Raw genomic sequence first — 11,889 nt, 5'->3', positions numbered from 1 at the left:
ATATTCACTCTCAAGGTGTATCTAATCGTTTAGTATTAACTGGTTCTGAAAAGGCTTTGTCCACGCCTTTCATCAAGGGAGATAACAGGTATTCCATAATGCTGTGTTTTCCGGTAATTACACTGGCGTCAACAGTCATACCTGGTTTTAACCACCGTAAATCATCTTCATTAACATCGAATGCAATAATTACTTTATAATAACGCTGAATTGTTCCTCCGGTATTTTCCTCATAGGAATCAGGGCTAATATTATCGATAGTCGCATTATACGATTTTATCTTTGGTTGGATAATTGACTGCACATCCAGTTTAACGGCTTCATCTACATATATTTGGTCACGGTATTTGGGTAATATTTTCACATCGGCCAGCATAGTCCTTACTTTTGGTTTTATTTCAAAAAGTAAGTCCGCCGCCTGAATCACACCACCATGAGTAGTGGCACTTTTATTGATTTTATAAATTACACCGTCAACCGGTGAATAGATATCCTCCTCATTTATCTGCTTCTCTATTACTTTTAATGTAGAGTTAACAACCTCAAGTTCCTGAAGATTTTTAGATATTATTTTAGATAAAGATAGTCGCAATTCATTATTAAGCGCCTCAATATCATTAACAACCAACTCAATATCATCTTTTTTTAAAGTGATGCTACTTTCAATATCATTAATTTCAGACTTAACTTTTATATACGTCTGTTTCTTGTTAAGAAAATTGGTATATGGGCTAATTCCTTTTTTTACCAGTGGGGAAAGAATATTTATTTCTTCGGCAAGCAATGCGAGTTCTTTTTCTTTCGAACTCAGCTTCTCTTGTAATCCGCTAATCTCAGAATCAAGAGAGGTTTTTTTTAACTCTTTAGCTCTTATCTGACTATGCACTAATTCAATATTCGCTTTTACCTCTTTATTGCTTAAAGAACGGGTGCCATCCAGGGTAATCAACCCACTCTCATTTTCTTTATCAAGAATGAAAGATATTTCGTTAACATCTTTATCCAGATACCCTTTTTGAGTTCTATACCTTTGATATTCTTTTTGCAGATCAAGGTTAACGACCTTTGCAAGGAGTTCTCCTTTTTTTACAGTATCACCCTCGGCTACATAAATATCTTGTATCGTCCCTCCTTTAGAAAGAGATATTAACTGAGCATTATCTTTAGTAGTGATAACGCCCTGACCATGAACCACTGAATTAATTTCTATAAAGTAGGTAAGGATAATAATTAAGATCGTCAAAGAAATAATTATCATCATGAGATGATCGCTTTGTCTTCTATTCATTTCATTACATTTAACTCACTTTCAGTATTTCCTTTTAAATAATCCATTAAATGAAAAATCAATGAGAGTTGCTGTAGCTTTAAAATATACAGGCTATATTTGCTGTCGATCATGCTTACATATGCCTGAAATGCTTCATTACGGCTTGAAATTAAATCAAGCAAACTTTTTTGCCCTAACTGAAACTCCTGCTCATATAATTCAGTAAGCTGTAACGCGTTTGTATGTGAACGTTCCGCCACTGAGTAAGTCTCTTTTGCAGCGGCGTATCTTGAAAGTTGTGAATCAATGTTATAACGCGTTTTAATCAAAAAATCGTCAATTTGCAGCTTAGCCTGCGAGTAACTTGCCACCATTTTTCTTTCCTGGGCTGAATTTCTGAACCCATTAAAAATGTTGAAACTGACATTGATACCCGTTTTAAATTCATCTTCATAATCACTTTTTTTGGCACTACCGCTCGGGTTATTCTGTACATAGCTGGAAACAAGATCTACAGTCGGAAAATAGGATGATTTTGCGGCATTAATATCTTCGGTCGCGGCTTTTCGGGTATTGACAAGCATCTTATAGTCATCGTTGTATTTCATCACCATGTCCATAAGTTTTTCAGGGCTTTCGACAAAGATATATTTTTTGAAGAGGTTGAATTTTTCATCGCTTTGAATCTGAACTGGCGATAAATTCAGACCAGTCATATTCTGCATTTTATACATTTCATCATCCAACATCGACTGATACATAATGCTTCTGGTATTTAATGCATCGATAGATACTTGTACTTTACGCATATCAGATTGCATCGCTACACCGGAAGATACCAGCAACGAAAAAGTTTCCAGCATCTTTTTATAAAACTCTTTCTCCAGATTTACGCCATCAATCATTTCACGATATTTACTGATGTTGTAATAGGTTGTCACAACCTCCTGAGACACTATATTCTTTGTTTTTTCATAGTCAGTTTTACTATTATCTCTTTCATATTCAGATTTCCTGATATTAGCCCCCCTCACTCCAAAATCCGTTATTCGGTATGATAAAGACACCTTATTTTCAACGTTCCTCTCGGTACCTGATGACTCTTTCCTGTTATTATTAAGGCCAGATGTTAGATCCAGGGTAGGATAAAGTGCTGCCCGTGAAAGATCTAAGTCACTGTTTTTCTTTTCAGTCTCATAATATGAAACAGCAACAGAGGGCTGATGCGTTAATGCGGCATTAACTAAATCTCTTAGAGGAATGACCGGAAGCTCGCTGGCGTATGTGCTTTGTGTAATAAAAGCAGTCGTCAGAAAAAACATCTTAATCTTCATTTTTTTCCTCCTTGTTTAACAAACGTTGCTTTACTATTTCCTGATGCATAGATGTTATTTTTTCCATTAATGGCATATAGGTATCACGGTAGCTAACCATTTCAGCACTAATCTCTTTAGTATTGGCAATAATCTTTTTATCAGTAGCCGATAGATCGGATAGCGCTAAATGAACATTATTCATATCCTCATCCATTTCTTTTCTCAGCCCATCGAGAGTATGAGAAATATCGGCACTGCCAGCGGCAATATCGTTTATGGTCTTACCATGTGAAAGAGATTCCTGATAACATTTATCAACTGATGTCATTATTGAATCATTCTTTTTATCTATAATATTTTGTATTGTACTCATTGCCTCCAGTCGTGCATTATTATCCGCAAGCAGGATATTACCTTCAGATAAACGCGAGGTAATTGTTATTACACCGTCAGATAATTTTTTGAGATTTTCGTTACTGCTTACCAGATAACCATCAATCAGCGTAGAAAGTTGCTCTAGTTTTGCTGAGTTATCCAATAGTCGGTTTTGCAAAGTGACAAAGCTATCTGATAGCATCTCTCGTTTCTTTTCTTCATCCTGCGTCCGTAAATTTTCAACTGACAGATAGTTATCAAAAAACGCTTTAAACAACTCTTTAAATTCTACAAGCGTCTCTGATTCAACCCGCAGGCTTCGTTGTTTATTATTGGATCTGTTGCTTATGATTTTTAATTTTTTGATTTCCGTAGAAACAAGGGAATAGGAGCTGCGAACAAAAACACTTTGTGAGGTCAGGAGTATGGCGCAAACAACACCATAGATAGAAGATACAAATGCGGTATTCATCCCTTTCAATGGTTCAGAAAGCGACGCTACCATTGTCACGATCATATTGAGTGTATTACTTGCATTATCACCGCCAACATCTGATGGCGAGCTCAATAAGTTCCCGATTGAACCAATCGTAATAGACAGACCCGCAAACGTCCCCAACAGGCCAACAAGCGTCGACACATTGCTACAGCTCATAATAAATGACAATCGTTGATTACGGGCGGTAGACACATTGTCATCTAATTCCATCAGCAAATTGAAATCACACTGTTTGGGTTCCCCGGCAAACAAAACCTGATTGAGGTTAGAAAGAATGCTATTTTTTCTACTGGCGTCCTGAGCTATTAATATGTCTTTTGCTGAAATATTTTTAAGAATAGTGAATAATGCACACAAAGAACCTGTAATATAAATGGCAATAATGACTCCATTGTAAATTGCAGAAACCATAAAGTTATCAAAAACATACTCTCTTATACCGGGAAAAGATAAAGCGAAAAAAGGGAGTATGGCAAGGAAAAAACAGACAAACAAATAGCGGTAATGATTTATATATTTCACTCTGACACCTTTTTATTAATAGTCGTGATAATAGCTTTACTCGTTGTACTTGATGCTGCGGAGTTAACACTCATGTCAATAACTACATCAGGATATATCTTCTTAATCTCTTTCATTAAAATAATTCCCCGTTCATATCCCAGTCGTAAAGAGTCAGAGAAAGAGATGTCTGCCTGAGGAATAACCATTTCTATCAATAAATTACTATTAGTTTTGTCTTCTAACCAAGCCTCTATTTTATGAGTATCCTCTTCTGAAAAGCTTCTCAGCCTGCCATGATACGTAATAACAAGCTCATTTTTTGTAGACGTTATATCAGTTTTCTGACCATCGGCGATATCGTATACTCCAACCTCTTTACCTGACATTGTAGTAATTCCGTCCGACACATCTTGAGTATTCACTTCCTTATTAACTATTTCATTAGGATTTGAATCGTCATTGGCTCCGCTATTTTGAGCAGTAGATTTAGTCTTATTCTCTATATTTGCTTTATAAACTTTAATTGAGTTGTCATACATAATAATCATATTATTAAGTGCAAACACCAACATAAGAAATATAAAAATACACAATACCGTAGAGAATGTATCAACAAAACTAGGCCACGGATTACTTTCGTCTTCCATGTTGTCTCCTGATATTACATTGTGAATAAAATGTTTTTGTGGATTAGAAAGGATAAAGGATGCTCAACTTATTCAGAAAGTGAACGCTACCGCCCTTGGCTTCCTGCTACCAATACGCTTTATAGATTTCAGTTTTCTTACATCTCGTAATCAGAAAAATAAAAACAACGACGCCATTTTTATGCGCCCACAACAAAGATGAGTGCTTTAATTAAAAACACTCTTCATTTTTTTAATTAGGTAGACATCAATTATTGCACTAACTATATCCTCCCCAATAATAGGTATCGCATAAGCTCTCAGCTCATAAATAAAAAATAGTCATCAGCAAATTAAAACCACCCGCCGATAAATAGATTTGTTAGCTAATCATTGAAACTCTAAATCATTTTAAGGACATATTTCTTTTTAATACGCGTTATAACCATACGTATTTAATAAATTTACCTCCAGAGGATAAAATGAATTTTCACAATTAAAACATAGGGTCATAGGGACTTCAATATAACTTAAATCATTGAAAATATAATAAGTGGGGAGTAAAAAATCAGAATTGTGTAAAAAAAATACACAAATAAAACCATTTTTTATATAAAGCCAGCTATAAGTAACAATTTTATCTTCAGCAATTAAAAATAAAGCAAGATACACATATCATATTTGAGCTCATCACAAGCTAAAGCAAACATTTAATTAACCATTGATAATACCGACCATTCTCTACCGTTATTTTATAATATCTTTTTGTTGTCAAAAAATGGCTATAAATTATATATTTTGCAGATGAGTTTTCTCTTTCATATTTAAGACAATCCGGGTTATTGCAGTACATTTATGAACTTCGGCTGGATAATGATGTGCCGAGCCGAGTCGGCCAGAGGCGATAAGCGACATTTTTCCGTGAGATATGCGCTTCTCTTTTTTGAAAGGGATACAAAGACAATAATACCAGGTAAGAAAATGCCTGGTTTACACCAGGCATTTCAGCAGACGAGAGCTATAGCGAAAATGCAAATAACGCTTTGACTTTTTTACCAAAAATCAGAACGGAATGTCGTCGTCAAAATCCATTGGCGGTTCGTTAGACGGCGCTGGCGCGGATTGCTGTGGACGCGACTGCGCGCCGCCGCTGAACTGGTTGCCGCCCTGCGGCTGCTGAGGTTGTTGTGGCTGACCCCAACCCCCCTGCTGCTGCCCGCCTGCCGGCGCGCCGCCGCCCTGGCGACCACCCAGCATCTGCATCACGCCGCCGATCTGCGGAACGTTAATTTCAGTCGTATAGCGTTCCTGGCCACTCTGATCGGTCCACTTGCGGGTACGCAATTGACCTTCGATATACACCTGAGAACCTTTACGCAGATATTCGCCGGCCACTTCCGCCAGTTTGCCGAACATCACCACCCGGTGCCATTCAGTCTGCTCTTTCATTTCGCCGGTCTGCTTATCGCGCCAGGATTCAGAAGTAGCCAGCGTTAAGTTGGCGACAGCGCCGCCACTCGGCATATAGCGTACTTCCGGGTCCTGGCCCAGATTACCAACGAGAATCACCTTGTTTACGCCTCTGCTGGCCATAATTGAGTCTCCTGAATACGTTTCATAAATAGTGTAAACGCGTGAGTGTACCATTTCCACGTAGCATTTTAATAGCTGCGATGCAGGTTCCAGGTCACTCGCGCGAACCTCATATTGTTGCATACTTTAGCTGAAGATGCATTCCAATACTGTATATTCAAACAGGTTAAATTGTGTCATAATTAGCCGTTTCTGCCGTTTGTCCTTCAAACAAACCAGGCATCCGAGTCTCTACCGGGAAAGGTGAATGGATAAGATCGAAGTTCGGGGCGCCCGCACCCATAATCTCAAAAATATTAACCTCGTCATCCCCCGCGACAAACTGATTGTCGTGACCGGGCTTTCGGGTTCAGGCAAATCCTCACTGGCTTTCGACACTCTGTATGCCGAAGGGCAGCGTCGTTACGTTGAATCGCTCTCCGCTTACGCGCGGCAGTTTTTGTCGCTCATGGAAAAACCGGATGTCGACCATATTGAGGGGCTATCGCCCGCGATCTCAATTGAACAGAAATCGACATCGCACAACCCGCGCTCTACGGTGGGTACTATTACCGAGATCCACGACTACCTGCGCCTGCTGTTTGCCCGCGTGGGCGAGCCGCGTTGTCCGGACCATGACGTGCCGCTGGCGGCGCAAACCGTTAGCCAGATGGTCGATAACGTGCTGTCACAGCCGGAAGGCAAACGTCTGATGCTGCTGGCGCCGATTATTAAAGAGCGTAAAGGCGAACACACCAAAACGCTGGAAAATCTGGCAAGCCAGGGTTACATTCGCGCCCGTATTGACGGCGAAGTCTGCGATCTCTCCGATCCGCCGAAGCTGGAGCTACAAAAGAAACATACCATTGAGGTGGTAATCGATCGCTTCAAAGTCCGTAACGATCTTTCCCAACGCCTGGCGGAGTCGTTCGAAACGGCGCTGGAATTATCCGGCGGCACGGCGGTTGTTGCCGATATGGACGATGAGAAAGCGGAGGAGCTTCTGTTCTCCGCTAATTTTGCCTGTCCGATTTGCGGCTACAGTATGCGCGAGCTGGAACCGCGTCTGTTCTCGTTCAACAACCCGGCAGGCGCCTGCCCGACCTGTGACGGCCTCGGCGTTCAGCAATATTTCGATCCGGACCGCGTGATCCAGAATCCCGACCTGTCGCTGGCAGGCGGCGCGATTCGTGGTTGGGATCGTCGCAATTTTTACTACTTTCAAATGCTCAAGTCGCTGGCGGAACACTATAAGTTCGACGTAGATGCGCCGTGGGCAAGCCTCAGCGCCAACGTACATAAAGTCGTGCTGTACGGTTCCGGCAAAGAGAACATTGAATTTAAATATATGAACGATCGCGGCGATACCTCCGTGCGCCGCCATCCGTTCGAAGGCGTGCTGCATAATATGGAGCGCCGTTATAAAGAGACGGAATCCAGCGCGGTGCGCGAAGAGCTGGCGAAGTTCATCAGTAATCGCCCCTGCGCCAGCTGTGAAGGCACGCGACTGAATCGCGAAGCGCGCCATGTATTTGTGGAAAATACGCCGCTGCCTGCTATTTCCGATATGAGCATTGGCCATGCGATGGATTTTTTCACTAATCTCAAGCTTTCCGGGCAACGAGCGAAAATCGCCGAAAAAGTGCTAAAAGAGATCGGCGATCGCCTCAAGTTTCTGGTGAACGTCGGCCTGAACTATCTCACGCTCTCCCGCTCGGCAGAGACGCTTTCCGGCGGCGAAGCCCAGCGTATTCGTCTGGCGAGCCAGATAGGCGCCGGGTTAGTCGGCGTGATGTATGTGCTGGATGAGCCGTCCATCGGTCTGCACCAGCGCGATAACGAACGGCTGCTGGGTACGCTGATTCATCTGCGCAATCTTGGCAATACCGTGATTGTGGTGGAACACGATGAAGACGCCATTCGCGCCGCCGACCATGTGATCGATATTGGCCCTGGCGCGGGCGTTCACGGCGGCGAGGTGGTGGCGGAAGGCCCGCTGGAAGCCATTATGGCGGTACCGGAATCGCTGACCGGCCAGTACATGAGCGGTAAACGCAAAATTGAAGTGCCGAAACAACGCGTGCCGGCAAATCCAGAAAAAGTGCTCAAACTCACCGGCGCGCGCGGCAACAACCTGAAAGATGTGACCCTTACGCTACCGGTAGGGCTGTTTACCTGTATCACCGGCGTCTCGGGTTCCGGTAAATCGACGCTGATTAACGACACGCTGTTCCCCATCGCCCAGCGTCAGTTAAACGGGGCGACTATCGCCGAACCGGCGCCGTATCGGGATATTCAGGGGCTGGAACATTTCGATAAAGTGATCGATATCGACCAGAGCCCAATCGGGCGCACCCCGCGTTCCAACCCGGCGACCTATACGGGCGTCTTTACCCCGGTTCGCGAGCTTTTTGCTGGCGTGCCGGAGTCTCGCTCGCGCGGCTACACGCCAGGGCGATTCAGCTTCAACGTGCGCGGCGGTCGCTGCGAAGCGTGCCAGGGCGATGGCGTCATTAAAGTCGAAATGCACTTTCTGCCGGATATTTACGTGCCGTGCGACCAGTGCAAAGGCAAGCGCTATAACCGGGAAACGCTGGAGATTAAGTACAAAGGCAAGACCATCCACGAAGTGCTGGATATGACCATTGAAGAAGCGCGTGAGTTCTTTGATGCGGTTCCGGCGCTGGCGCGTAAGCTGCAGACGCTGATGGACGTGGGGCTGACCTATATCCGTCTTGGTCAGTCGGCGACGACGCTTTCCGGCGGCGAGGCCCAGCGCGTGAAGCTGGCGCGCGAACTGTCGAAGCGCGGCACCGGGCAGACGCTGTATATTCTCGACGAGCCGACCACCGGCCTGCACTTTGCCGATATTCAGCAGTTGCTTGACGTTCTGCATCAGTTGCGCGATCAGGGCAACACCATCGTGGTGATCGAACACAACCTGGACGTCATTAAAACGGCGGACTGGATTGTCGACCTCGGCCCGGAAGGCGGCAGCGGCGGCGGCGAAATTCTCGTCTCCGGTACGCCGGAAACCGTGGCGGAGTGCGAGGCGTCGCATACCGCCCGCTTCCTTAAACCTATGCTCAAATAACCTTCACGCCGCTTTCCGATTCGCCGGGAAGCGGCATCATTTTTCCTCATCCCACCTCATTGTATCCGTGTTGAGCATTTGTGATTTGCGTGCCGCCTCGCTCTGACATGTGATAGCGCAAACGGTCTGTTATGGAAAACACCATGAAGTTGCCCTACGCAATCACACTACTGCTGTGCCTGTTTTTAGCCGCCTGTACGCTGCCTGACCGCTTTAGCGCCGTGGCTTTTCAACAACTGACGCTATTACAAACGCGCTCAACCCGCTTCCTGCAGGACGCGGCGCGAATACCGTGGCAAAAAGAGACACTGCTCAAGGATGATCGCGATATCCGCCAGACATTTTTTCAGGCTGAGCGGGTCGCCCGTCAAGGTGGGGATAAACACCGACTCGATAATCTGGCGCTGCTGAAAAATCACTATTTGCGTCTTTATGCGCGGGTTATGCAACGTAAGCAACCACTTACTCACATCCAGGCAGAGAGATACCAACAGCAAAATAATCAGGTCTGGAAATTAGCTATACAGGGTGAGTGTCTGCATTGGGGCGCCCACTGCACTCAAGGAGATGAAAATGGCGTCTATTAACGAAATACATAACCTGATGACCACCGCCCGGGCCGAACACCCTGTAGCGTCCTCGGCGATTGCCGAGTTTATCCAGACGTATAAGCAGGCAAGAGAAGACAGCGACGACGCTATCCGCGAGTCCGCCGCGTTTATCGCCCGCGCGCTTCAGGAACATGCTCGCGGCTGGCTGGACGACGACGATATGATTATTCTGCTGGAAGGACAGCGGGACCTCGCCAGGCTACGCGCCAATAATGCGCAAATCGCCCTCGGCAGCCGTATCCGGTCTACGGTCATCCGCCTCATTGATATCGCCCTGGCGTTGTTGGTCGGCGCGCTATAATCAGGACTGCGGCAACTGCTTGCGTTTATCTTCCGACAGCGCATTTACCGCCTGTTGATAAGAGGCATCGACCAGATAATAGAGTTGTGAATCCGGCAGCGAGCCGTCCAGATAGACCGTGCTCCAGTGCGCTTTATTAAGGTGCCGACTCGGTCGTACATCGCTGTGCTGCTGACGTAACAACTCTGCCAGTTCCGGGCTGGTTTTGAGAGAGGCTGCCGGGCGTCCTTCAACTTCTTTTACCATCGCGAAAAGTACATCTTCCACTTTAATTTGCGTCGCTTTCCAGTCGCTGTGGACGCTCTGCTCTGCGCCAGGTTTTGCCATGCAGTATTGCAGTAATTCCGAAATGGTCATTATCATTCCCCTTGTAGTGTCGCGATGATTTTACGTGGACCGCCGTGAATACGGTGCTCTCCCAACCAGATACCTTGCCATGTTCCTAACTGTAAACGCCCCTGGCGTACAGGCAGCAGCAACGAGACGCCCAATACTGACGACTTAATATGCGAAGGCATGTCATCCGCGCCTTCGTAGTCATGTTCATACGCCGCATTATCGGGAACGGTTTTCAGGAAATGGCGCTCCATATCAGCGCGCACGGTGGGATCGCAGTTTTCGTTTAGCGTCAGCGAGGCCGAGGTATGTAGCAACAACAGATGCAGCAAACCCGTTTCGACAGGCGGTAAGCCAGACAATTTATCGATAATTTCATCTGTTATCAGATGAAACCCGCGCGGCTTCTCGCTCAGTGTAATGGTGCGCTGATACCACATAGGCTGCTCCTTCCTAAAAACAAACGTCTCCTGAATAGTGTGCAGCAAGTCTGGAAAAGGTAAAAGCCAGCGGGGCAAGTTTGTGCAAAAATCATGCAAAAAAGGAGAGCCTGACGCTCTCCTGATTTTTAGTACTCCGAGTTGACAATGACTTCCTCGCCAAACGCTCCTGCCTGCGGCAGCGGTTTGTAGGTGGAGTTAGCCGCGCGCAGGATGCGAATACCGCGGATACCACAATCACGAGCTGCGGTAATATCGTTATCCGAATCGCCGTAGAAGATACGCATGTTCTTCTCCTGCAGCCACTGTACTTTCGTATTTTGTTCCGGTTTATCGCCGGCGAAAATCACCGGATTCATATTCGCCGCCGGAATATGGAAGTTATCCGCCAGCGTTTTCGACACGGTTTCCGTTTTCGTCTGACTACGACCAGTGACAAAGTAAATACTGTCGCCACGACGAACATGCATATCAATGAGCTGTCGGGCCACTTCTTTTGGAATACTGAACTCATCCCAGCCGTTGTTCATTTTTTCCCAAAAGGCCGGATTTTTCAGATAATCGTCGCTGTCCGGGGAGTAGGTTTTCTTTCCGCGCCAGAATCCGGGGCTGGAAAATAACACGGTGTCGTCAATATCAAAGCCGACCGCCATCGGCGGGCGTCCGGTGAGGCTGTTTTCAATCTGGGCGACAGAGACCCAATGGACAGGCGCTTGTTCCGCGAGTTTTGCAACATTAGTGCCCGGATTGAGCGTCGAAGGGGAAGATACTAAAGCATTCGCGGAATGGTTTAGCGTAAACAATAAACAGATGGCACTTAGCGCCAGGGTTATTTTTTTCATGCTTTTCCCTTAAAATTCAAAATATTATAATTATTAAGATGAGTCTTTGCTCAAAAAACTATCTGACCATAACGCCAGTAACGGTCAAAAGGAAGGATTATCT

The 11,889-nt window shown here is 45.2% G+C and carries 11 protein-coding genes; 3 read left to right on the top strand and 8 right to left on the bottom strand.

Annotated elements, in window-relative coordinates; genetic code table 11:
* Positions 1-10: 10 nt before the first annotated feature.
* From siiD to ssb1, 5 genes are all read right to left on the bottom strand, one after another.
* Positions 11-1,288, bottom strand: a complete 1,278-nt coding sequence (gene siiD, locus ACLJNW_RS14310; protein ID WP_001081936.1) for an SPI-4 type I secretion system protein SiiD — start codon at positions 1,286-1,288, stop codon at positions 11-13.
* Positions 1,285-2,604 carry an SPI-4 type I secretion system protein SiiC gene (gene siiC / locus ACLJNW_RS14305; protein ID WP_001541306.1) on the bottom strand — a complete coding sequence of 440 codons (1,320 nt, stop codon included), beginning with the start codon at positions 2,602-2,604 and terminating at the stop codon, positions 1,285-1,287. The genes siiD and siiC overlap by 4 nt, the downstream gene beginning before the upstream one ends.
* The gene (locus tag ACLJNW_RS14300; RefSeq protein WP_000875181.1) at positions 2,594-3,982 is read right to left on the bottom strand and encodes a MotA/TolQ/ExbB proton channel family protein; all 1,389 of its coding nucleotides are present in this window, start codon (positions 3,980-3,982) and stop codon (positions 2,594-2,596) included. Before ACLJNW_RS14300 ends, siiC begins: the two co-directional genes overlap by 11 nt.
* Positions 3,979-4,611 carry an SPI-4 type I secretion system auxiliary protein SiiA gene (siiA, locus tag ACLJNW_RS14295; protein WP_000389231.1) on the bottom strand — a complete coding sequence of 211 codons (633 nt, stop codon included), beginning with the start codon at positions 4,609-4,611 and terminating at the stop codon, positions 3,979-3,981. The genes ACLJNW_RS14300 and siiA overlap by 4 nt, the downstream gene beginning before the upstream one ends.
* Before the next feature lie 1,041 nt (positions 4,612-5,652).
* Positions 5,653-6,183 carry a single-stranded DNA-binding protein SSB1 gene (gene ssb1, locus ACLJNW_RS14290; RefSeq protein ID WP_000168322.1) on the bottom strand — a complete coding sequence of 177 codons (531 nt, stop codon included), beginning with the start codon at positions 6,181-6,183 and terminating at the stop codon, positions 5,653-5,655.
* A 247-nt stretch (positions 6,184-6,430) separates the two neighbouring features.
* Here ssb1 and uvrA point away from each other — a divergent pair, with 247 nt between their 5' ends.
* The 3 genes from uvrA (at position 6,431) to ACLJNW_RS14275 (ending at position 10,168) form a co-directional block, all read left to right on the top strand.
* Complete coding sequence (uvrA, locus tag ACLJNW_RS14285) at positions 6,431-9,256, top strand: excinuclease ABC subunit UvrA (RefSeq protein ID WP_000357725.1); 2,826 nt, start codon at positions 6,431-6,433, stop codon at positions 9,254-9,256.
* Between the two features lie 131 nt (positions 9,257-9,387).
* The gene (locus ACLJNW_RS14280) at positions 9,388-9,843 is read left to right on the top strand and encodes a hypothetical protein (RefSeq protein WP_000432197.1); all 456 of its coding nucleotides are present in this window, start codon (positions 9,388-9,390) and stop codon (positions 9,841-9,843) included.
* Positions 9,830-10,168, top strand: coding sequence for a hypothetical protein (locus tag ACLJNW_RS14275; RefSeq protein WP_000146587.1), 339 nt, complete (start codon positions 9,830-9,832; stop codon positions 10,166-10,168). Before ACLJNW_RS14280 ends, ACLJNW_RS14275 begins: the two co-directional genes overlap by 14 nt.
* Here ACLJNW_RS14275 and ACLJNW_RS14270 read toward each other — a convergent pair whose 3' ends face one another.
* From ACLJNW_RS14270 to aphA, 3 genes are all read right to left on the bottom strand, one after another.
* Positions 10,169-10,525 (bottom strand): MmcQ/YjbR family DNA-binding protein, encoded by a 357-nt coding sequence (locus tag ACLJNW_RS14270; protein WP_000155666.1) that lies wholly within the window; start codon positions 10,523-10,525, stop codon positions 10,169-10,171. It lies immediately after the preceding gene.
* A gap of 2 nt (positions 10,526-10,527) precedes the next feature.
* A complete protein-coding gene (locus ACLJNW_RS14265) occupies positions 10,528-10,944 on the bottom strand; it encodes a secondary thiamine-phosphate synthase enzyme YjbQ (RefSeq protein ID WP_000270392.1) in 417 nt (138 codons plus the stop codon).
* A 128-nt stretch (positions 10,945-11,072) separates the two neighbouring features.
* Entirely contained in the window at positions 11,073-11,786 is a 714-nt protein-coding gene (gene aphA, locus ACLJNW_RS14260; protein WP_000724431.1) for an acid phosphatase AphA, read from the bottom strand.
* Between the last annotated feature and the right edge of the window lie 103 nt (positions 11,787-11,889).

The organism is Salmonella sp. SAL4457 (assembly GCF_046548235.1).
Classification (GTDB): Bacteria; Pseudomonadota; Gammaproteobacteria; order Enterobacterales; family Enterobacteriaceae; genus Salmonella; species Salmonella enterica.
Note: the sequence above shows the minus strand (reverse complement) of the source record. Positions and strands in the feature narration are given on the sequence as shown.

Coding starts and splice junctions, on each gene's coding strand:
- aphA (WP_000724431.1), bottom strand. CDS start 11,786: ATGAAAAAAATAACCCTGGCGCTAAGTGCCATCTGTTTATTGTTTACG.
- siiD (WP_001081936.1), bottom strand. CDS start 1,288: ATGAATAGAAGACAAAGCGATCATCTCATGATGATAATTATTTCTTTG.
- ACLJNW_RS14280 (WP_000432197.1), top strand. CDS start 9,388: ATGGAAAACACCATGAAGTTGCCCTACGCAATCACACTACTGCTGTGC.
- ssb1 (WP_000168322.1), bottom strand. CDS start 6,183: ATGGCCAGCAGAGGCGTAAACAAGGTGATTCTCGTTGGTAATCTGGGC.
- ACLJNW_RS14270 (WP_000155666.1), bottom strand. CDS start 10,525: ATGACCATTTCGGAATTACTGCAATACTGCATGGCAAAACCTGGCGCA.
- ACLJNW_RS14265 (WP_000270392.1), bottom strand. CDS start 10,944: ATGTGGTATCAGCGCACCATTACACTGAGCGAGAAGCCGCGCGGGTTT.
- ACLJNW_RS14275 (WP_000146587.1), top strand. CDS start 9,830: ATGGCGTCTATTAACGAAATACATAACCTGATGACCACCGCCCGGGCC.
- siiA (WP_000389231.1), bottom strand. CDS start 4,611: ATGGAAGACGAAAGTAATCCGTGGCCTAGTTTTGTTGATACATTCTCT.
- uvrA (WP_000357725.1), top strand. CDS start 6,431: ATGGATAAGATCGAAGTTCGGGGCGCCCGCACCCATAATCTCAAAAAT.
- siiC (WP_001541306.1), bottom strand. CDS start 2,604: ATGAAGATTAAGATGTTTTTTCTGACGACTGCTTTTATTACACAAAGC.